The 20,253-nt window shown below is 68.9% G+C and carries 19 protein-coding genes; 13 read left to right on the top strand and 6 right to left on the bottom strand.

What is annotated here, in order from left to right; translation table 11 throughout:
• Nucleotides 1–70 precede the first annotated feature (70 nt).
• Both AB0M95_RS10410 and AB0M95_RS10405 read left to right on the top strand, forming a co-directional pair.
• Nucleotides 71–1,498: an MFS transporter gene (locus AB0M95_RS10410; protein WP_363761832.1), complete on the top strand. Its 1,428-nt coding sequence runs from the start codon at nt 71–73 to the stop codon at nt 1,496–1,498.
• Between the two features lie 139 nt (nt 1,499–1,637).
• Entirely contained in the window at nt 1,638–2,261 is a 624-nt protein-coding gene (locus tag AB0M95_RS10405) for an RICIN domain-containing protein (RefSeq protein ID WP_363761830.1), read from the top strand.
• 164 nt (nt 2,262–2,425) lie between these two features.
• Here the strand turns inward: AB0M95_RS10405 and AB0M95_RS10400 are convergent, their stop codons facing one another.
• On the bottom strand, nt 2,426–4,486 hold the full coding sequence (locus AB0M95_RS10400) for a PhoX family phosphatase (RefSeq protein ID WP_363761905.1): 2,061 nt from the start codon (nt 4,484–4,486) through the stop codon (nt 2,426–2,428).
• Nucleotides 4,487–4,662: 176 nt separating this feature from the next.
• Here AB0M95_RS10400 and AB0M95_RS10395 point away from each other — a divergent pair, with 176 nt between their 5' ends.
• Nucleotides 4,663–5,112, top strand: a complete 450-nt coding sequence (locus AB0M95_RS10395) for a sterol carrier family protein (protein WP_363761828.1) — start codon at nt 4,663–4,665, stop codon at nt 5,110–5,112.
• A gap of 6 nt (nt 5,113–5,118) precedes the next feature.
• On the opposite strand, the gene AB0M95_RS10390 is transcribed toward AB0M95_RS10395, so the two are convergent.
• The gene (locus tag AB0M95_RS10390) at nt 5,119–5,403 is read right to left on the bottom strand and encodes a DUF4190 domain-containing protein (RefSeq protein WP_358525547.1); all 285 of its coding nucleotides are present in this window, start codon (nt 5,401–5,403) and stop codon (nt 5,119–5,121) included.
• A gap of 517 nt (nt 5,404–5,920) precedes the next feature.
• Between AB0M95_RS10390 and purF the strand changes: the two genes are divergently transcribed.
• Nucleotides 5,921–7,366: an amidophosphoribosyltransferase gene (gene purF, locus AB0M95_RS10385; protein ID WP_363761825.1), complete on the top strand. Its 1,446-nt coding sequence runs from the start codon at nt 5,921–5,923 to the stop codon at nt 7,364–7,366.
• Nucleotides 7,367–7,395: 29 nt separating this feature from the next.
• Nucleotides 7,396–8,424 (top strand): phosphoribosylformylglycinamidine cyclo-ligase, encoded by a 1,029-nt coding sequence (gene purM / locus AB0M95_RS10380; RefSeq protein WP_363761903.1) that lies wholly within the window; start codon nt 7,396–7,398, stop codon nt 8,422–8,424.
• Nucleotides 8,425–8,642: 218 nt separating this feature from the next.
• Here purM and AB0M95_RS10375 read toward each other — a convergent pair whose 3' ends face one another.
• Both AB0M95_RS10375 and AB0M95_RS10370 read right to left on the bottom strand, forming a co-directional pair.
• Nucleotides 8,643–8,867: a DUF3073 domain-containing protein gene (locus tag AB0M95_RS10375; protein WP_114033354.1), complete on the bottom strand. Its 225-nt coding sequence runs from the start codon at nt 8,865–8,867 to the stop codon at nt 8,643–8,645.
• 150 nt (nt 8,868–9,017) lie between these two features.
• Complete coding sequence (locus AB0M95_RS10370) at nt 9,018–10,121, bottom strand: Glu/Leu/Phe/Val dehydrogenase dimerization domain-containing protein (RefSeq protein WP_363761823.1); 1,104 nt, start codon at nt 10,119–10,121, stop codon at nt 9,018–9,020.
• A gap of 233 nt (nt 10,122–10,354) precedes the next feature.
• Here AB0M95_RS10370 and AB0M95_RS10365 point away from each other — a divergent pair, with 233 nt between their 5' ends.
• Nucleotides 10,355–11,242: a hypothetical protein gene (locus AB0M95_RS10365; protein WP_363761821.1), complete on the top strand. Its 888-nt coding sequence runs from the start codon at nt 10,355–10,357 to the stop codon at nt 11,240–11,242.
• A 321-nt stretch (nt 11,243–11,563) separates the two neighbouring features.
• Nucleotides 11,564–11,767, top strand: a complete 204-nt coding sequence (gene bldC / locus AB0M95_RS10360) for a developmental transcriptional regulator BldC (protein WP_013133571.1) — start codon at nt 11,564–11,566, stop codon at nt 11,765–11,767.
• Nucleotides 11,768–12,137: 370 nt separating this feature from the next.
• On the opposite strand, the gene AB0M95_RS10355 is transcribed toward bldC, so the two are convergent.
• Nucleotides 12,138–12,845 carry a TetR/AcrR family transcriptional regulator gene (locus AB0M95_RS10355; RefSeq protein ID WP_363761819.1) on the bottom strand — a complete coding sequence of 236 codons (708 nt, stop codon included), beginning with the start codon at nt 12,843–12,845 and terminating at the stop codon, nt 12,138–12,140.
• A gap of 140 nt (nt 12,846–12,985) precedes the next feature.
• On the opposite strand from AB0M95_RS10355, the gene AB0M95_RS10350 reads away from it, so the two are divergent.
• The 4 genes from AB0M95_RS10350 to AB0M95_RS10335 all read left to right on the top strand — a co-directional run bounded on the left by AB0M95_RS10350 (nt 12,986) and on the right by AB0M95_RS10335 (nt 17,372).
• Complete coding sequence (locus tag AB0M95_RS10350) at nt 12,986–14,089, top strand: LacI family DNA-binding transcriptional regulator (RefSeq protein WP_358525534.1); 1,104 nt, start codon at nt 12,986–12,988, stop codon at nt 14,087–14,089.
• Between the two features lie 234 nt (nt 14,090–14,323).
• On the top strand, nt 14,324–14,572 hold the full coding sequence (locus AB0M95_RS10345; protein ID WP_358525533.1) for a hypothetical protein: 249 nt from the start codon (nt 14,324–14,326) through the stop codon (nt 14,570–14,572).
• A 146-nt stretch (nt 14,573–14,718) separates the two neighbouring features.
• Nucleotides 14,719–15,603 (top strand): N-acetylmuramoyl-L-alanine amidase, encoded by an 885-nt coding sequence (locus tag AB0M95_RS10340; RefSeq protein ID WP_363761817.1) that lies wholly within the window; start codon nt 14,719–14,721, stop codon nt 15,601–15,603.
• Between the two features lie 89 nt (nt 15,604–15,692).
• The gene (locus AB0M95_RS10335) at nt 15,693–17,372 is read left to right on the top strand and encodes a beta-N-acetylhexosaminidase (protein WP_363761815.1); all 1,680 of its coding nucleotides are present in this window, start codon (nt 15,693–15,695) and stop codon (nt 17,370–17,372) included.
• 3 nt (nt 17,373–17,375) lie between these two features.
• Here the strand turns inward: AB0M95_RS10335 and AB0M95_RS10330 are convergent, their stop codons facing one another.
• A complete protein-coding gene (locus AB0M95_RS10330) occupies nt 17,376–17,594 on the bottom strand; it encodes a helix-turn-helix transcriptional regulator (RefSeq protein ID WP_363761813.1) in 219 nt (72 codons plus the stop codon).
• Between the two features lie 449 nt (nt 17,595–18,043).
• Between AB0M95_RS10330 and AB0M95_RS10325 the strand changes: the two genes are divergently transcribed.
• Entirely contained in the window at nt 18,044–19,390 is a 1,347-nt protein-coding gene (locus AB0M95_RS10325) for an AAA family ATPase (RefSeq protein WP_363761811.1), read from the top strand.
• The gene (locus AB0M95_RS10320) at nt 19,377–20,096 is read left to right on the top strand and encodes a hypothetical protein (protein WP_363761809.1); all 720 of its coding nucleotides are present in this window, start codon (nt 19,377–19,379) and stop codon (nt 20,094–20,096) included. The genes AB0M95_RS10325 and AB0M95_RS10320 overlap by 14 nt, the downstream gene beginning before the upstream one ends.
• The last annotated feature ends 157 nt before the right edge of the window (nt 20,097–20,253 follow it).

Here is a 20,253-nt window from a genome sequence, read left to right as displayed (position 1 = left end):
ATACGCGGTACAGGTTCTCCTATACAACGTACATGTACGATGTACAGGTACGCCGTAGAGGGGATTTGATGTGAATCGCAGATGGTGGGCCCTGGTGGCGGTCTCGCTGGCCACCTTCATGACTTATCTGGACAACAACGTGGTCAACGTGGCCCTGCCGACCATCCAGCGGGACCTGGGGCTGACGATCTCCGGCCTGGAGTGGATCGTCAGCGGCTACATGCTCGTGTTCGCCGGGCTGCTGATGGCGGGTGGACGGCTCGCGGACGTGTTCGGCCGGCGGCGCGTCTTCCTGACCGGCCTCGCCGTCTTCACGCTGGCGTCGGCGGCGGCCGGCCTGTCGGGGAACGGCGCGACGCTGATCCTCAGCCGAGGGTTGCAGGGCGTGGGCGCCGCGCTGCTGACCCCGACCGCGCTCGCGCTGATCCCGCGGATCTTCCCCGACCCGCGCGAGCGCGGCACGGCCGTCGGCATCTGGAGCGCCATCGGCGGCCTCGCGCTCGCCGTCGGCCCGCTGACCGGCGGGTTCATCAGCGAGAACTGGCACTGGGGCTGGATCTACCTGATCAACGTCCCGATCGGCGTCGTCACCTTCGCGCTCGCCGCCTGGGCCATCCGCGGATCCGGCCCCACCGTCCGCCACCGCCTGGACGTCCCCGGCCTGCTGGCCTCCTCGCTCGGGCTGTTCGCGCTGACGTACGCGCTCATCGAGGGCGAGAGCCGGGGCTGGACGTCCGCGCTGATCCTCGGGTCCTTCGCGGTCGCGGCGGCCGCGGCGGCGGCCTTCGTCCTGATCGAGGTCCGCGCCGAGGAGCCGATGATCGACCTGTCGCTGTTCCGGGATCGCGTCTTCAGCGGCGGCATGCTGTCCATGGGGTTGTGGGCGTTCGGCGTCTTCGGCATCTACTTCTTCACCGCCCTGTGGCTGCAGAACGTCCTCGGCTTCACCCCGACCCAGGCCGGCGCGGCGTTCGTCCCCATGGCCCTGCTGACGGCGGCGCTCGCGACCATCGCGCCCCGCATCGCCGGCCGCCTCGGCACCGGACCGACCGTCGCCTTCGGCCTCGGCCTGATGGCCGCCGGGGTGGTCGCGCTGAGCCTCGTCGGCGAGGGCGGCACGTACATGCAGATCTTCCCCTGGCTGATGGTGTACGGCGTCGGGGCCGGACTGCTGGTGCCGCTCACCAACGCGATCCTCGGAGCACTGCCGGAGGGCCGCGGGGGCGTCGCGTCGGCCGTGCTGAACGTCTCGCGTGAGGTGTTCGGCCTGCTCGGAGTGACCGTGCTCGGCGCGATCCTCAGCGCCCGCCAGAGCTCCTCCGCGGCGGACGGCGCGGGTCCCCTGACGGCGTTCCTGGACGGCTACCAGCTTGCGCTCGTCGTCGCGGCCGCCATCGTCGCGGTCGGCATCCCGGTCAGCCTGATCTCCCTGCGCTCCCGGCGCGCCATGCCGCCCGCCCCCGCGGACGCCCCGAAGATCCCCGAGTCCGTGGCCTGAACCGGACACCGTCCCAGGGATTGATCCTTTCCATGGAGGATCATGTAACTACGGAGAGTCACCATCTGCCACGGTGAGCGAGGCGGCCCCGGCGAACGGGGCCGCCTCACCGAGAAGAAGGGCTCTTTCCATGTTCTCTATGTCCTCCACGACCCCCACGGGACGCGCGTCCGGACACCTCACCCCACCCTCGTCCACACGGCCCTTCGGGCGCTCCGCGCTGGCGCTCGCCTCGGCCGCCGCGGCCACGGCCGTCCTCGCGGCGCTGTCCCCGTCCGCCGCCCAGGCCGACGCCACCGCCCCGGACGAGCGCCAGCTCATCAACCGGATGGACGGCAGCCGCCTGGCCCTGATGAACGACGGCACGGGCGAGGGCGCGGTGGCCATCACGCTGCGATCCCCCGGCTGGCAGTACAAGACCGCCAAGTGGATCAACACCTACGATGCCGACGGCAACATGACGATCAAGAACGTCGCCGCCGGAAAGTGCCTCCAGCCCGCCACGGCCTCCCCGAAGGCCGGCGACGGCCTCGTCGTGAAGACCTGCGACGGCTCTGCGGCCCAGAAGTGGACCTACCGCTGGGAGGAGTCGGGCAACGGGAACTCCACCTGGTTCGCCCTGCGCCCCAAGTCCGCCCCCGGCCTGGCGATCACCCTCGCCGTCTACCAGGGCTCCGGCAGCTGGGACACCCTGTACCTGGACCGCGACCAGAACAGCACCGACCGCCTCTGGCGCTTCCTCCGCGACGGCCAAACCTGGTAACCACCAGCCGGACGTGGTCCGGGCTCGGCAAGGGATCGTCGCGAGCACCGAGGAGTTGCTCGTCTGACGATCGCCCAGTCCTGACGCCGTCGAGCCTTCCCCCACCCGCCTCGCCGTAGGACCGCGCCGCCTTCCAGATGATTCCGGAAGGCGGCGCGGGTGGGTCAGGAGCCGATCTTCTTGCCCTGGGTGTGCCAGGCGACGGATACCGAGGGGCGGGGCTGGCTGGTGCCGCCGTCGGGCCAGTGGCTGGCGGGGTTGTCCGGGGTGGCGCCGGTGATCTCCCCGGGGTGCTGGACGGCGACGAAGACGCTGCGCTGGTCAGGGGTGATCAGCGGGCCGCAGGTCTCGGCGCCGTAGGGGACGGTGAGGAACTGGCGGACGTGACCCCGGTCGGGGCCCGAGAGCGGCATCGCGAACAGGCCGTCGTTCTTGCCCAGCGCGTTGCCGTCCGTGGCGATCCAGAGGTTGCCCTCGCGGTCGAAGGTCACGTTGTCGGGGCAGGAGATCGGCGAGACCTTGGTCTTGTCGAACCCGGCGAAGTACGTCGAGGGGTCGGCAGGGTCGCCGCAGACGAGCGGCAGCGCCCAGCGGAAGGCCGTCGCCCCGGCGTCGTTCCGGTCCTCGGCGATCTCCAGAATGTGGCCGTGACGGTTGGAGGCCCGCGGGTTGGCCTCGTCCGCGTTGGCGACGGTCCGGTTGGTGTTGTTGGTCAGTGCGGCGTAGATGTTGCCGTTGACCGGGTTGCGCTCGATGTCCTCGGGGCGGTCCATCTTGGTCGCGCCCACCTTGTCGGCGGCGAGGCGCGTGTAGACCAGGACCTCCTGGGCGGTCATGCCGTCGACGAACGACCTGTTGCCGCTGACCAGCGGGACCCACTTGCCGGTGCCGTCGAACGCGCCGTCGGCGGGGAGCTTGCCGGTGCCGTCGATCTCGCCGGGGCTGTCACCGGTGAAGATCGCCACGTACAGGGTGCCCTCGTCGAGCAGGCCGCGGTTGTGCCGGTCGAAGCCGGGGATGTACCGGTCCTTGGACACGAACTTGTAGATGTACTCGAACCGCCCGTCGTCGCCCATGTAGACGGCGACGCGGCCGTCCCGGGTGAGCGTGGTGGTGGCGGCCTCGTGCGCGAACCGGCCGAGCGCCGTGCGCTTGATCGGGGTCGCGTCGGGGTCGAACGGGTCGACCTCGACGACCCACCCGAAGCGGTTGATCTCCTGCGGGTGCTTGGCGAGGTCGAAACGCTCCTCGACCCGGTCGAAGCGCCGGTTCCCGCTGGGGATGGCGGTGGTCGTGCTGATGCCGTACCGCGACAGGTACGGCTTCTGCGCCTCGGGGACGCCGTTGCCGCCGACGAAGTACTGGTTCCAGTTCTCCTCGCCGGTCAGCACGGTGTTCCACGGCGTCGTGCCGCCCGAGCAGTTGTTGAGCGTGCCGAACACGGTGGTGCCGCGCGGGTCGGCCGCGGTCTTGAGCAGGGCGGATCCGGCGGCCGGGCCGCTGAAGCGCATCGGCGTCTGGGCGGTGATGCGCCGGTTGTAGCGGCGGCGGCCGCGGGTGACGAGCTTCCACTGCCCGGAGCGTCCGACGCGCTCGATCTCGACGACGGACCCGCCGTGCGCGGCCAGGCCGATCTTGATCTGCTCCAGCGGGACGGTGTCGCCGCTGGTCCAGCCGCGGAACATCAGGTTCTCGTCGGTGTACTCGTGGTTCACCCACAGCAGGCCCCGGTCGGAGCCGAGGGGGAAGAAGGTCACGTAGTCGCAGTTGTAGCCGAACTGCTTGGCCTGCGCCGCGGCGGTCTGGTTCTCGAAGTCGAACGCCGGCGCGTCCGGCAGGACCGGGTCGCCCCAGCGGACGACCACCGAGGAGGTGTAACCGTCGGCGACGATCAGGGCGTCGGCGGAGTTCGGGGCCACGGGCGTGAACCGCAGGCCGCCCTTGTCGTGCCACCGGCCGAAGCTCTGCGCGGCGGCGTCACCGGACTGGCCCGGGTCGGCGAAGGCGGGAGCGGCGGCGCCGGCGACACCCGCGGTGGCGACCAGCGTGCCGAGGGCTCCGGCCCGCAGCGCGCCACGGCGCGAGAGGGTGCTGGTCAGAACGTCGGCGAAGTAGGGGTTGTCACTGCTGTTGGACACCTCGTGCGCGCAGGCGTTGCCACACCGGAACTGGCACGTCATCGCGTCCCGGCCGCCCATACGCGGCGCCGAGAGAAGAGGCAGCATTCTGCGCGGCGACGGGTTCGCCACTGGTACCTCCAAGATCGTACGTTCGGGATTCCTCGCGTCGGACCGTACGACCGCCATCACAACACGAGATGAATGTGGACTTCCATCAAGGTGAACGGCGATTCGCGATCGGCGCGGAATGGCCGTCGTCCGCGGCGGTGCAGGATAGAAGGGTGCCCGCACGCAAGATCGACCCCGAACTGATCCGCACCGCGCTGGACGTGCAACTCGCCGAACTCGGCGAGCACCCCTACGACGGCCCCCCGCAGGCCGCGCCTGAGGCGGCCGTGGAGGTCATCCTCGGCCTGTACGCGCGTGGGCTGCGCCCGGAAAAGGATATCGCGCGGCTGACGGTCCGCCACCTCCTGGAGCGCCTCGCCGAGCGGGCCCCCGGGCGGACGGTCGAGGTGCGCGTCCCGCCGTACGCCGCCGTCCAGTGCGTACCCGGCCCCCGGCATACCCGGGGAACTCCCCCGAACGTGGTGGAGACGGACCCGCGCACGTGGCTGGAGCTCGCGACCGGGCGCGTCACCTGGGAGGACGCGATGGACGCCGGGAAGATCAGCGCGAGCGGCACCCGCGCTGATCTGTCCGAATTCCTCCCGCTGACCTCGCTGGGGTGACGCGCGTCAGGGCGAGGGCCTCTGGACGTTCACGCCGAGCTTGCGCTCGACGCACTGCTGCGCCTCGGACTGCGTCGGCAGGTTGAAGCACTCCTGGAAGGTGGAGAAGAACCAGGTGAAACCGACCACCGCGAGCACCAGCGTGAGGCCGCTGAGCACGATGCCGACGACCGCGCGGCCCCGGTTGGCGTTCCTCACCGTGGCGATGACGCCGAGGATGATGCCGACGATCGCCGTCAGCACGCCGAGGCCGCAGATGAACAGCAGGAACAGGCTGACGATACCCAGCACCAGCGAGGCGGTGCCGAGTCCGCCGCCGGGGCGGGCGCCGGGGGGCCAGCCCCCGGGCGGCCCGTACGGAGGGCCTCCTCCGTAGGGAGGCGGGCCGTACGGAGGCTGCTCGCCTCCCGGCGGGCCGGACGGGGGCTGCGCACCCCTTGGGGGCGGTCCTCCTTGGGGCTGGTCTCCGGGAGACGACCACCCCCTGTAGGGAGGCTCGGCGCCCCGCCCATAAGAGGGCTCGCTCGGGGGCCGCTCGCCGCGAGAGGGGCCGCCGTCGTCGCGGCGACCATGCCGGTCGCCCCATGGGTCCGGGTTGTTCGGATCGCCAGATGTCGTCACGGTCCGCTCTCTCGACCTGGGCATGCCTGACCCCCCACTCTCCCTCCGATCGGGCGATATGCCTATGGGACACGGCGAAACGGCGGGGATCTTTGCCCGACGAGCGGCGGGCGCGCGGGCCCGTGTGATCACCTTGGCCGACCACGGACGCACCCGGGTTACCGTGTGGTCAAACCCCTTACTTAGAATGAAGCACGTGCTAAAGGGCGACGGCCGGCTAGGCCATGACCTTGACCCCCAGGACCGCGCGCCGCAGGACGCCTGCGGCGTCTTCGGAGTGTGGGCCCCTGGGGAGGACGTCTCCAAGCTCACCTACTACGGGCTGTACGCGTTGCAGCATCGCGGCCAGGAGTCCGCGGGCATCGCGGTCAGCGAAGGCAGCCGAATCCTCGTATACAAGGACATGGGCCTCGTCGCCCAGGTCTTCGACGAGTCGGTGCTCGGCACGCTGCGCGGGCACCTGGCCATCGGCCACTGCCGGTACTCCACGACCGGGTCGAGCGTCTGGGAGAACGCGCAGCCGACGCTGAGCTCCAGCGACGGCGGCGGCCTGGCGCTCGCCCACAACGGCAACCTGATCAACACGCCCGAGCTGATGGCACGGCTGCCGTCGGGCGCCACCCGGGCGACCACCGACACCGAGGTGCTCACGTCCCTCCTGGCCTGCGACCCGGGCACGTCCATCGAGGACGCCGCGGCCGATCTGCTGCCGGAGGTCAAGGGCGCCTACTCGCTGGTCTTCATGGACGAGAAGACGCTGTACGCGGCGCGCGACCCGCAGGGCATCCGCCCGCTGGTGCTGGGCCGCCTGGACCGCGGCTGGGTGGTGGCCTCCGAGACCGCCGCCCTCGACATCGTGGGCGCCGTCTTCACGCGCGAGATCGAGCCCGGCGAGCTGCTGACGATCGACGAGCGCGGTGTGCGCTCGCGCCGGTTCGCCCTCGCCGAGCCGAAGGGCTGCCTGTTCGAGTACGTCTACCTGGCCCGTCCCGACACCACGATCGCCGGGCGCGGCGTGCAGGCCACGCGCGTGGAGGTCGGCCGCAGGCTGGCCCGCGAGCACTCGGTGGAGGCCGACCTGGTGATCCCGACCCCCGAGTCGGGCACGCCGGCCGCCATCGGCTACGCGCAAGAGAGCGGCATCCCGTACGGCCAGGGCCTGGTGAAGAACTCCTACGTGGGCCGCACGTTCATCCAGCCCTCGCAGACGATCCGCCAGCTCGGCATCCGCCTCAAGCTGAACCCCCTGCGGGAGGTCATCGCGGGCAAGCGCCTGATCGTCGTGGACGACTCGATCGTGCGCGGCAATACCCAGCGCGCGATCGTCAAGATGCTCCGCGAGGCCGGCGCCACCGAGGTTCACGTGCGCATCAGCTCGCCACCGGTGTCCTGGCCGTGCTTCTACGGCATCGACTTCGCCACGAAGGCCGAGCTGATCGCCGGGTCGCTGGAGGTCGAGCAGATCCGCGAGTCCATCGGCGCCGACTCGCTCGGGTTCATCTCGCTCGACGAGCTGACCGAGGCGACCACGCTGCCCGCCGAGCGCCTGTGCCGGGCGTGCTTCGACGGCGTGTATCCGATCCCCATCGACCATGACAACGTGGGCAAGTTCGTCCTCGAGGCCAAGGCGTGACCGCCGGGGCGGCCGGGGGCGACGCCGGCGTGAGCAGTTACGCGGCGGCCGGCGTCGACATCGAGGCGGGCGACCGCGCGGTCGAGCTGATGAAGGAACGGGTGGCGCGGTCGCGGCGGCCCGAGGTGGTGGACGACGCCAGCGGCTTCGCCGGCCTCTTCGACGCCTCGGCCTTCCTGCGCTACACCCGTCCTCTGCTGGCGACGTCCACCGACGGCGTCGGTACCAAGGTCATGCTGGCCCAGGCCCTCGGCAAACACGACACGATCGGCATCGACCTGGTCGGCATGGTCGTGGACGACCTGGTGGTGTGCGGGGCCGAGCCGCTGTTCATGACCGACTACATCGCCTGCGGCAAGGTCGTGCCCGAGCGCATCGCCGAGATCGTCGGCGGGGTCGCCGAGGGCTGCCGCCTGGCGGGCTGCGCGCTGGTGGGCGGCGAGACCGCCGAGCACCCCGGGGCCATGGGGCCGGACGAGTACGACCTGGCCGGCGCCGGCACGGGCGTCGTCGAGGCGTCCGAGCTGCTCGGGCCCGCCCGCGTCCGGGCGGGGGACGTCGTGCTGGGCCTGTCGTCGTCCGGGGTCCACTCCAACGGCTACTCGCTGGTGCGGCACGTGCTGCGCACGGCGGGCCTGGAGCTGGAGGGGTCGCTCCCCGAGCTCGACCGCACCCTCGGCGAGGAGCTTCTGGAGCCGACGCGCATCTACTCGCTCGCCTGCCTGGAGCTGACGCGGCGCACGGAGGTCCACGCCTTCGCCCATATCACGGGGGGCGGGCTGGCCGCGAATCTCGCGCGGTCGCTGCCCGGCTCGGTGGACGCGCTGCTCGACCGCGCGTCGTGGACGCCGCCGCCGATCTTCGAGGTGATCGCGGGGTACGGCCGGGTGCCGGCGGCCGAGATGGACCGGACGTTCAACCTCGGCGTGGGCATGTGCGCGGTCGTCCCGGCGGAGACGGCCGATCAGTCGCTCAAGGTCCTGCGCGAACGGGGGCAGGACGCATGGGTGCTGGGCGAGATCGTCCCGGGCACCGGCGAGGCCCGCTTCACGGCCTGACGGCCTCACCTCGCGAGCCCCGGCCGTGTGGCCGGGGCCGTCCGTCCATGGTCCGGTTCACGACGGCGGCGCGTGGCCGCGATCTACCGGGATGTGTCCGGGCACGACGAAAAGCTCCTCGCCATCAGGGATGGCGAGGAGCCTTTCAGGCGCGCGAAGGAGGCACTCGGCGAGCCGTCGTTCACCGGGTGCCCTACCAGCGTCAACCCGAAAATCGCCTATCGGCGGCGGGACCTGTCGTCCTCGTCGTCATCGCCGATCTCGCTGGCGTAATCGGCGTACCGATCGGCCAGTTCGTGGTCGACGTCGTCATCATCGTGTCGATTGGAGTCGTGATTGACTCCGAGCTCCTCGCGAAGACGGTCAAGATCGGTGCCGCCACTGTTGTACTTGAGCTGGCGAGCAACCTTCACCTGCTTGGCCTTGGCTCGGCCGCGCCCCATCGGCTCGACCCCCTCATGCGGGGTCGTGCCCGACCCCTCGTCGCTAACGCATCACGCGCTGATGCCGCCTGACTTCCGGCGTCAGCTCTCGTTCGCCTACAACCGTACCTGTTTTGCGCGCCTCTCGGTACGCCGTATGGGCGTCCACAGTCAGCGGCCCAGCCAAATACCCCTAAGCCGACCGACTTCCGACATTCTGCGCTCCGCCAGCCTATCGGCCGCCGCCGCCGGTGGAACCCCTTCCTCTTCGGCGATCGAAAAGATCTTCAACGTCGTGTCGAAGATCTGCGTCGCCTTTGCCCTGGCGCGCTCCATGTTGAAGCCTTCGATCTCGTCGGCCACCTGGATCACGCCGCCGGAGTTGACGACGTAATCCGGAGCGTAAAGGATGCCTCGCTCCGCGAGCTGCTTCTCCACGCCGGGATGGGCGAGTTGGTTGTTGGCCCCGCCGCACACGATCTTGGCGTTCAGCCCCGCGACCGCCTCGTCGTCCAGCGCGCCGCCCAGCGCGCACGGCGCGTAGACGTCGATGTCGGCCCGCTTCATCGCCGCGGCGTCCGCCACGACGCCGACCTCGGGGTGGACCTTGCGCACCCGCTCGACGGCCTCGGCGCTCACGTCGCAGATCACGACCTCGGCGCCGTCCGCCAGCAGGTGGTCGACCAGGCGGTATCCGACTTTCCCGACGCCTTCGACGCCGACGCGCCTGCCCTGCAGGGTGGGGGAACCGTAGACGTGCTCGGCCGAGGCGCGCATGCCCTGGAACACGCCGAAGGCCGTGAGGATGGAGGAATCGCCGGCGCCGCCGTGCGCGGGGGTGCGCCCGGTGACGTAGGGGGTCTCCCGGGCGATGATGTCCATGTCCTCGCTGTAGGTGCCCACGTCACAGGCCGTGAAGTAGCGGCCGCCCAGCGACTGGATGAAGCGGCCGTAGGCGCGCAGCAGCGCCTCGCTCTTGTCCTTGGCCGGATCACCGATGATCACGGCCTTGCCCCCGCCCAGGTCGAGCCCCGCCAGGGCGTTCTTGTACGCCATCGCCCGCGAGAGGTTGAGCACGTCGGCGAGGGCCGTCTGCTCGTCCTCGTACGGGTAGAAGCGCGTGCCCCCGAGTCCGGGGCCGAGGGTGGTGTTGTAGATGGCGATGATCGCGCGCAGACCGCTGCGGTCGTCCGCGCAGAAGACGACCTGTTCGTGCCTGGCCTGTCCGATCGAGGGGCCCGTGTCCTGGTGGGACGGCCCAAAGACGTCGGTCACTGTGGTGACTCCCGGTCATTCCCGTCCGCCGCCTCGTCGCGGCGGATCCTGGAAGACAACATTATCCATCCGGCCACGCCCCGACCATGATCGTCCATTTCCCGAAACTTCTGTCCCACCCTTCGGGCGCCGCGCCCTCCCCCGGCGGTCACCCCGCCGGGGGAGGGCGCCACTGAACGTGGTCGGGCTCGCTCACTCGCGTCGGCTCGCCGCTCCATGGCACCATTCGAGATGTGCTGCCCTACGCCGCCTATCTCCGTGTCTACGAGCCGTTGTCCGCGTTCACCGAACAAGAGCGCGCCTTCTGGGCGGCATACGCCGACTCCAAGGACCGGCCGCGCCGCGCCTTCGCCCTGGAGGCCGAGCACGCGGAGGCCGTCCGGCGGCTGCTGGGCGTGCCCCCGATGCCTGCGCCGGGGGCCGAGAGCACGAACGCCTACCTGCGGCGCATCGAGGAGACCCTCTACGTCTGCCCGTGGCAGAGCAGGCTGAGGTCCTGGGTGGCCTTCGCCCGGTTCCGGGGCGCCACGCCGATCAAACTGGCCGACCGCTTCGTGCCGAGGACCATCGCCGAGCAGACCGCCGACGACTTCGACCGGCACAAGCAGAAGGGCGGCTCCTCCTCCCTGCGCACGCACATCCGCACGAGCACGTGGCACGTCCCGACGTCCTGGTTCGTGCCGTTCGACTCCGCCGAGCGCTGGCTCGTCCTCGGTCACCGTGAGGAGCCGTCGGCCGAGCCGTCCGCGCCCGCCACGCCGACCACCACGGCCCCGGCCAGGAACCTGCTGTACGTGACGTCGATGGCGCAGGCGCGCCGCAGGGTCGCGCGGGCGCTGGTCGTGATCCGCAGGCACGTGGGCGAGGTCGGCACGTTGACCGAGGTGGAAGAGGTCGGGCGCTGGCTGGAGGAGTTCCACCCGCACTCGCTGGTCGAGCTCGACTACGGCGGGCTCGTCCACGTCATGGACGACGCGACGCTCCAGGCCGACCAGTCCGCGGCCGAGCTGGCCGCCGCCCTCACCGGGTTGGACACGGGTCAAGAAGAACTGGCCTACGCCATGTATCAGCGCGTGATCGTCCGCTGGAAGTCAATACAAGCCCTCGAATCGGCGAACTGAACCGCAAATCATGCACGTGACCTGCAAAAGTAGGTAACGGGAGTCACCAGCTCGCTTCTGCGAACTGAGTAGTTTGCCGTTTTCACTGCGATACCACGAAACGTGTCGCTAGAATCACCGAGCGTGACATCAACCCGTGGACAAGGCGTTGTACTTTGAGGGCTCGCCAATCGCTCTACGTGGCTGTATGGTCACATCGGGTGATACCGCATACGGTCCAGAAAAATCCGTACGAACTGGATCATTGTGGGACATCCGTGACAAGCGCCAACACAAGTCGCAGGATCGCTGTCGCCGGTCCACGGAGGAGAGGCCGCACAAATGTCAGCTCGTACACCCGAGGCCGAGCCACTGCTCACCCCGGCGGAGGTCGCCACCATGTTCCGCGTCGACCCCAAGACCGTTACTCGGTGGGCGAAGGCGGGCAAGTTGACGTCCATCCGCACCCTCGGCGGTCACCGGCGTTACCGGGAGACCGAGGTCCGTGCGCTGCTCGCGGGTATCCCGCAGCAGCGATCGGAGTGAGGGCGGGACCGTCAAGGACCTAGGGGGGAGAACCGGCGCGCTCGCGTCCCGTATGTGAGCGCGTCCACCACACACCCATGGCCGCGTGGGGGCGGATCAGGGCTGGGGCGGAGGGCGACGTCGCTCACCGCATGCCCTAGGGCCGCGAGCAAGGCCATGGGATCGGCGTGGGAGGCGCCGCCCGCCCGGCGCCGGCCCACGAGAACCATGCGGATACGTCCCGGTGGATAACGGATCTAGGGCCTCCACCGCACGGAAGCCCTATCCACCGTTCCCTGGGCGAAGATCCGCGAATGTCCACCCGTGGCCACCCCGGCCGTGGCGGGTACGAAGTCATCACCCTTCCGTTACATGGGACCCGGGGGCACCCTCACGGAGCGTCACCGCCCGGCGGGACCCGTCGTCCGAGGTCGGCCAGCAAGCGGCCGATCTGGCCATCCTCGCCCGCGGCGACCTTCAGTAACGCGACCATCTGGTCGAGCAGCAGACGTTCGAGGACCGCGCGATCGAGGTCGCGGACCTCCAGCCAGTCGAGCCCGGCGGTCTCGACGCAGGCGATCCAGGACCTCAGCGTGACGCGCAGCGCCGGGCTCGGCTCGCTCACGCGCATCTGGGTGAGGATCACCTTGGTCAGGCGCCTGCGGACGCCCTCGACGATCACCCCGACCTCGCCCGCGCGATTGGCGGGCCCGCCGCGCAGCAGGGCCGCGAACCCCGCCGCGTGATCCTCCACGAAGTCGAAGTAACGCGTGAGACCCGCCGCGAGCTCCTCGACGAGCGTGCCGCCCGCCACGGGACGCAGCCGCTCCTCCAGTTCCAGCGCCGCGCCCCGCAGCGCGGCGACGTACAGCTCGTGCTTGCCGCCGAAGTAGTGGTAGACCAGCGCGCGCGAGGCCCCCGCCGCCGAGGCGACGTCGTCGATCGAGACGTCCTCGGCGTCGTGCTTGCTGAAGAGCTCCAGGGCGGCGGCCATCAGCTCCTCGCGACGGCGGTCGACGCTCAGCCTTCGCCGTGCCGGGCGCGCGCCACCGGGACCGGCGTTCTCGCGCTCACCTGGGGCCCTTGATGTCCCACCCACAATGCGCACACTATCGGAGGGCGTGCCCAATAAGGGGCGGCCCCGAGGACCATCCAGCGAGGCGCACAAACACCCGTACCCTCAGCGCGACTCGATCGTTTGGTCTGACAGGTGCACATCCACTCAGCGTGGGGAGAACCATGTCAGGACCGTCCATCCAGACGACCGCCCGGTACCACTCCGAGGTCGGCACGACCGAGCCCGGCCTCGGTGACGCGCACGGACCGCGTCCCCGGCCGACGATCCGGAACGTTGCAGAACGCGCGGGCGTCTCAAAGTCGCTGGTGTCCCTGGTGCTGCGAGGGTCCCCGCACGTCAGCGAACACCGGCGCGAGGCGGTGCTGCAGGCGGCCAGGGAACTCGGCTACCGGCCCAACGCGGTCGCGCGCAGCCTTGTCGAGGGACGCACCCATCTGGTCGGGGCGCTGGTCGCCGACCTGCACAACCCGTTCTACGCCGAGTTCCTGGACGGCCTCCAGGAGAGCCTCCACGGTGACGGGCTGCGGCTGCTGATCGGAAGCGGGCGATGGGATCCCGCCTTCGAGGAGGAAGCGGTCGAGGCCTTCCTGGAGCTCCGGGTCGACGGGCTGGTGTTACTCGGGGTCTCGCCGTCCAGCGAGACCCTGGCCGAGGCCGCGGCGTACACGCCTACGGTGGTCGTCGGCGAGCGGGACGTCGAGCTCGAAGGCGTGGACATCGTCGTGGACGACGACCAGCTCGGCGCCCGGCTGGCGGTCGACCACCTGGTGGAGCTCGGGCACAAGCGGATCGCCCACATCGAGGGCACGCCATCGTCCTCGGCCCGGTTCCGGTGCGAGGGCTACCTGATGGCGATGCGCCGGCACGGGCTGGCGCCGCACATCATGGTCGAGCACGGGGACTTCACCGAAGAAGGCGGACGCAGGGCGGCACGCGCTCTGTTGGAACGTCACCCACGTCCCACGGCGATCTTCGCGGCCAACGACGTCGTCGCGCTCGGCGTGCTGGTGGCGGCGAGCGAGCTCGGGCTGCGCGTCCCCGAGGACCTCTCGGTCGTGGGGTACGACAACACGCACCTGGCCGCCGTGCACCACATATCGCTCACCAGCCTGGACCAGCCCCGCCGCTCGATGGGCAGGTCCGCCGCCACGCTGCTGAGCGACCGCATCGGCGACCCCGGGAAGGTGGCGCGGCTGCGGCAGGTGACGCCGAAGCTGGTCGTGCGGCACAGCACCGGCCCGGCTCCAAGTGATCCCCAAGGGTAGGTCAACATCCACAGGATCGGCGTGCCTCCCGTGTTGACTCGTAGGCATGGCGCCGGCCCTCCGGCGTGCCGTACTGGACCAGTCTGGGCTGGACCAATCTGGGCTGGACCAATCTGGGCTGGATCGATCTGGACCGGACTGATCTGGGACGGTGCGCCCGCATGTCGCGGGGGCAACGGGTGGGCAGGCGGTGCCCGCCGGGCCAGGCGGCCGGTGCCCGACCGGGGGGTTGTCATGCGTGATCCGGAACTGGTGTCGTGCGCGCAGCGCGCGGCGGCCGAGCTCGAGCGTGCGTGGGCGCACTGGCGTGCCACCCGGGGCAAGGACGACGAGGGCGCGAGCGAGTCGGTCGCCAGCTACGTCGCCCATTCCATCGACCACCCGTGGGGACGGCCGCGCGTCGTGCTCGGCCTGGACGCCGAGGACGCCAGGGAGCTCGCGGCCCTTCTCCAGAAGCAGGACCTCGGGGAACCGGCCTGGTGACCCGCACCGTAGGGCCGGTTGTGGATGGACCGGTCCTCCCGGCTGTGGATAACCGACCCCTCCGGCCCTTCCTGTGGATAACGTCCGGTTCACCTCGCGCGTCCGCGTAGGTTGGAGCCGAGACGTCGTCTGCGAAGGGGATCATCGTGACCAGTCGAGCACTGGCCGTCGCGCTTCTGGCCTTGTGCGGGCTGGGCGCTTCGGCCTGTGGGGCCGCGGCGGGCCCGGATGCCGCCGACGCCGGTGCCGCCCACGCCGCCGAGATCAGCAGCGCGTCCGCGCGGCCCGCGTCCACGGAGGTCCGCGCGGCGAGCGAGGCGTCCGCGAAGACGGCGCCCGCGCCGGCCGCCGCCGCGGCTCCGACGCCCGCCAAGCCCCTGGCCGGCAAGGTGATCGTGATCGATCCCGGCCACAACGGCGGCAACTACCGCCACCCGGAGATCATCAACAAGAACGTCGACGTCATCACCGAGTCGAAGCCGTGCGACACGACGGGCACCGCGACCAACGACGGCTACTCCGAGGCCGCCTTCACGTGGGACGTCGCCAAGCGCATGGTGAAGGTCCTGAAGGCCAAGGGCGCCACCGTCAAGCTGACCCGCGGCGACAACGACAGCGTCGGCCCGTGCATCACCGAACGCGCCGCCATCGGCAACAAGGCGCACGCGAACGCGGCGATCTCCGTCCACGCCGACGGCGCGCCCGCCTCGGGCAGGGGCTTCCACGTGATCATGCCGAAGAAGATCGGCGGCCCGGTCGACCCGGTGGTGGGCAAGTCCGCAAAGCTGGGCCTCGCGCTGCGCGACGCGTACAAGTCGGGCACCGGCATGCCGTACTCGACGTACATCGGCAAGAACGCGCTCGACTACCGCAGCGATCTCGGCGGCCTCAACCTGTCGACGGTCCCCAAGGTCTTCATCGAGACCGGCAACATGCGCAACCCGCGGGACGCCGCCAAGCTCAAGGACCCGGCCTTCCGCCAGCGCATCGCCGACTCCCTGGCCAAGGGCCTCCAGGACTACCTGGGCTGACCACCCCGCATCCAAGCGACGGTGTGCCGCCCCGGCCTGGTGTGGCTGGGACGTTGATCCTCGATCGTATTTTGGGATGATCTGTAGACATGAGTGACTTGATCCCGCGTCCTCGGGTCGTCGAGGAGTCCGCCGGCTCGTTCGCGTTCGTCCCCGGGGCCTCCGTGTCGGGCCCCGCCGAGCTCGTGAACGCGGTGCGGGTGGCGCTGGCCGTGCTGGACCTCCGGCACGCGGATCCGTCGCCCGCGCCCGCCGAGGCCGGCACCGGCGGGCCCTCAGAGGCACGTACCGGGCCGATCACCGTGGAGCAGGACGAAACCCTTGTCCCCGAGGGTTACGCCGTCACGGTGACGCCTGAGGCCGTGCGGATCACCGCCGGGGACGCGGCGGGCGCGCTGTACGCCGGGCAGACCCTGCGGCAGATGCTTCCGGCGGAAGCATTCCGATCCGTGGCCGTCCCGGGCGTGCGGTGGGCCGTCCCGTGCGGGCGGGTGGAGGATTCGCCCCGGTTCGCGTGGCGAGGCGCCCACCTCGACGTGTCCCGACATTTCATGCCCAAGCGTGAAGTGCTCCGCATGATCGACCTGCTGGCAGCGCACAAGCTGAACCGCCTCCACCTCCACCTGGCCGACGACCAGGGCTGGCGTGTCGAGAGCCGGGCGTACCCTCTGCTCCACGAGGTCGGCTCCCACCGCGCGCGTACCACGACCAAGCCCTTCCGCGGCGAATCCGCGTTCGACGACACCCCGCACGGTGGCTACTACACCCTCGCCGACCTCGGCGAGATCGCCGCCTACGCCCGCACCCGCGCCGTCACGCTGGCGCCCGAGATCGACGTGCCCGGTCACGCCTCCGCGATCCTCGCGGCGTACCCGCACCTCGGTGCCGACCCCGGCCGGCGCCACGACGTGCTGGACCGCTGGGGCATCTCGCCCGCGATCCTCTCCCCGCTGCCCGCGACGGTCGACTTCCTCGCCACGGTGTTCGGCGAGATCATCGAGGCGATCGGCTCGGTGCCGTACTTCCACATCGGCGGGGACGAATGCGTCCTCGACGACTGGGCGGCCTCCGCCGAGATCACCGCCTACCAGCGCTCGCTCGGGCTGGCGACCCCCTCCGACCTGCACGCCTGGTTCCTTCGCGCGCTGGCGGACGTGCTGGCCGGGCTGGGCTCGCGCGCCGTGGTGTGGGACGAGGCGTTCGTCAGCGGCCGGCTCCGCCAGGACACGATCGTCATGCCGTGGCGCGGCGTCGAGGTCGGGCGGCAGGCCGCGGCGGCGGGCCACGACATCGTGGCGACGTCGGTCTTCCCGCTGTACTTCGACTTCGCCGAGTCGTCCTCCTCCGAGGAGCCGGCGGCGATCGGCGACACGATCACGCTGGACGACGTGGCCGCGTTCGCGCCCGCGCCGCCGTCCTTCGGCTCCGAGGCGGCCGCGCACGTGCTGGGGGCTCAGTTCCAGCTCTGGACCGAGCGCATCCCCGACGCCCGCACACTCGACTACCGCGCCTGGCCCCGCGGCTGCGCGGTCGCCCAGATCACCTGGTCCGGCGACGCCGAGGGCTTCGCCACCGCCCTCCCCGCGCACCTTCGCCGCCTGGACGCCTACGGCGTCGAGTACCGCCCCCTCGCCGGCCCCCTTCCCTGGCAGCGCGGCGGCACCGGCGACCGCATGCACCAGCCCGGCAAGGTAAAGATCCGCGACGTCATGCGCCACCTGGAAGAACTGACCCAGGAGGCCGACTCCACCCGCCCCAGCGTCAGCTAGCCCTTACCGAGTCGACCGCCCGCCCAGAAACGGCCGCTCCCCGAGCGTGTCGGCGATACGGGACAGTTCCAGCGCGGTGACGCGCCGCGAGCCATTCTCGATCTTCGCTAGCGCCGAACGGTCGATGGAGATCGCCACCGCAAGCTGAGCCTGCGTCAGCCCCTTGCGGTGACGCGCCTCGGTGATGCGCTGCCCGATCCGATCGCCTTCTCCTGCCGCCACGTGTGCGATTTTAGAACAACAGATGGTCCAACTCTACGAGCGTACGGTGTCCGCCCTGGTCAGGCGCGTGTTCGAGTGAATCGCACAAGCCGCCAGTGTCGAGCCTTGCCATCGGATCACTCAGCAGTGCCCGCTAATCTTCTAGATGAGTACAGGCGAGTGATGTCGCATCGATCCGAGGCGTGAGAATGGTCCACTTTCCGACGAACCGTACAGGGCTCCGGCGTGCAACGCGATCAATCCGGGCCTTAGCAGATCTGGGCGATCAGGCCATATGCGACATGGCTATGCACCGCCGAGTGCCCCAACTGGCGGCGAAGCCACCTGAGATGCCACGATGCTGGCCTAGAAGGACCGTCGAACCTCAGCAGATGCATGACCTGTAGTATTCTCCTCGCCCTTACCACATGCAGGTATGCACCACCAGCAATCCACAGTCAGGCTTCAAGATGCTCATTAGCGAGCTTGCGATAGAAAACATCAAAGGCTTTGGAGAGAAACAGACAGGCATCTCTCTAAGCTTCACAAGAAGCGATGGAAGCCTACCCCGCTGGATTGTGATTGCCGGGCGCAACGGAGCCGGGAAGTCCTCATTTCTTCAGGCGATCGCTCTTGCAATTGCGGGGCCGTCGGTAGCTCGAACGCTACGAGAGACCTATGCCGATTGGGTTCGAGATGGCGCGCACGAAGGTCACGCCAAAGTCCACCTCAGATTTTCTGACTTTGATGCCTTCGCACCGGGCCGAAAGCCGAACTTCGATCCATGGGCCGGCTTGAGGTGGATTCGGCAAGAAGAGGGCCCGGAGCCTTCAATCGAAAGAACCAAGGACAAGGCCCGAGAGGTATGGGATCCGAGTCGTGGACCATGGTCTTCGAATCCCCAGGGCTGGTTTCTGGCGGGCTATGGTCCATTTCGTCGGCTCTCCCTCGCCCCCACCGAAGCACAGCGACTGATGATGACACCTGGGCGGCCCGCAAGTCTCGCCAGCCTCTTCCGAGAGGAAGCCTCACTTTCCGAGTCGGTTCTATGGCTCCAGCAACTCTATCTTCGCAAGCTCGAAGGCTCTGAAGATGCCCAGCAGGTCGAACAGGCCGTCCTCAGGCTCCTCGGCGACGGTCTTCTTCCCGAGGGTATGGAGGTGAAGCGAGTCACCTCGGATGGGCTGTGGGTTACGACACCCGACGGCATAGAGCTTCCTCTGCGCTCGCTGAGCGACGGTTATCGCACTGTGGCGGCTCTCGTTCTTGATCTGGTCAAACAGCTTTATGCCGTTTATGGAGATCTCAGGGAGATCGACGGACCTGGGATATCCTTCGGTCACGAAGGCGTTGTTTTGATCGACGAGATCGACGTCCATCTACACGTGTCATGGCAGCAAAGAATAGGCTTCTGGCTGAAGGACCACTTTCCCAACCTCCAGTTCATAGTGAGCACGCATAGCCCCTTTATCTGCCAAGCCGCCGACGATAAAGGCCTGGTACGTCTCTCCGCTCCAGGCGAAAGGGACGGAGCTCGCATTCTAGAGGGTGAGCTCTTCAACCGGGTGGTCAACGGCACTGCCGATGATGCTGTGCTGACAGATCTCTTTGGCCTTGAGACCCCCTACTCCAGCCAAACCGTAGCCCTTCGGACCGAGGCGGCGTCACTGGAGAGGAAAGCGGTTGCGGAGCACATCTCATCCGCAGAGCGCGCCCGGCTCAAGGAAATAAAATCCAAGCTACCGCGGACGCCCTCTACGGATGTCGCAGACGCCATCCATCAACTGACGCTCAGCTTCGACGATGCAGAAGATTAATCGACTACCCCTTGACGAGGCGGCAGTCCGGCAACTAGCGGACCTGACACAGCGCGTCACATCGGCGACGGACCCGAAGGCTGAGGCCAAAAAGCTGTGGGCGGCGCTCGAAAAAGGTGTCAAAGAGAGAATCCAGGCCACTCTGATACGCATGAGCACCGGCCTGGAACGATGCATGTATTGTGAAGATAGCCAGGGAACGGATATTGAGCACTTCCGTCCGAAGTCGGCATATCCCGCCCACGCGTTCTCCTGGGCTAACTATCTACTGGCCTGTACGCGTTGCAATAGCAACCACAAGCGCACCAGATTTCCACAGAGCAGCACTGGCGACCCTCTTCTCATCGACCCCACGACGGACGATCCCGTTGATCACCTTTTACTGTCCCCCTCCACGGGTCTTTATGCGGGCCTGGACGACAAGGGCGTGACCACCATCGACGTGTGCGGTCTCAATCGAGATGTCTGTGCTGCCGGCAGGGCCAATGCGTGGACAGCCATCGAGTGCCTTATCCCGTCATACTCAAGAGCGGTTACCGATAGCCAGCCTCGAAGAGCGGGAAAGATAATTGATGCTTTGCGCCAATATCCCTTCCAGTCGGTTCGATCGATGATGTCTCGAATATTCCGCGAAGCGGACGATCCGGCCCTGCTGCTTTCGGCGGAGGTGATCGAAGCTTTCAGAAGTCACCCTGAGCTTCTCTAGGTTGCCCCAGCAGATACCCGACGTCGCAGTACCACGGCCCCGGCATGTTGGCGATTTGAGCATGTCTGATCTGGCAACTCCTGCTCATAGCACGAAGAGCCCGAGAAGGCGGTAGGGAACGAGGGTGTAGTGCCTGCGGGCATGCGCGATGTTGACG

Origin of the sequence: Sphaerisporangium sp. NPDC051017 (assembly GCF_040683095.1) — a bacterium.
In the GTDB taxonomy this organism is placed as follows: Bacteria; Actinomycetota; Actinomycetes; order Streptosporangiales; family Streptosporangiaceae; genus Sphaerisporangium.
Note: the sequence above shows the minus strand (reverse complement) of the source record. Positions and strands in the feature narration are given on the sequence as shown.

Coding starts and splice junctions, on each gene's coding strand:
- purF (WP_363761825.1), top strand. CDS start 5,921: ATGAAGCACGTGCTAAAGGGCGACGGCCGGCTAGGCCATGACCTTGAC.
- AB0M95_RS10325 (WP_363761811.1), top strand. CDS start 18,044: ATGCTCATTAGCGAGCTTGCGATAGAAAACATCAAAGGCTTTGGAGAG.
- AB0M95_RS10335 (WP_363761815.1), top strand. CDS start 15,693: ATGAGTGACTTGATCCCGCGTCCTCGGGTCGTCGAGGAGTCCGCCGGC.
- AB0M95_RS10400 (WP_363761905.1), bottom strand. CDS start 4,486: ATGCTGCCTCTTCTCTCGGCGCCGCGTATGGGCGGCCGGGACGCGATG.
- AB0M95_RS10345 (WP_358525533.1), top strand. CDS start 14,324: ATGCGTGATCCGGAACTGGTGTCGTGCGCGCAGCGCGCGGCGGCCGAG.
- bldC (WP_013133571.1), top strand. CDS start 11,564: ATGTCAGCTCGTACACCCGAGGCCGAGCCACTGCTCACCCCGGCGGAG.
- AB0M95_RS10405 (WP_363761830.1), top strand. CDS start 1,638: ATGTCCTCCACGACCCCCACGGGACGCGCGTCCGGACACCTCACCCCA.
- AB0M95_RS10320 (WP_363761809.1), top strand. CDS start 19,377: ATGCAGAAGATTAATCGACTACCCCTTGACGAGGCGGCAGTCCGGCAA.
- AB0M95_RS10350 (WP_358525534.1), top strand. CDS start 12,986: ATGTCAGGACCGTCCATCCAGACGACCGCCCGGTACCACTCCGAGGTC.
- AB0M95_RS10375 (WP_114033354.1), bottom strand. CDS start 8,867: ATGGGGCGCGGCCGAGCCAAGGCCAAGCAGGTGAAGGTTGCTCGCCAG.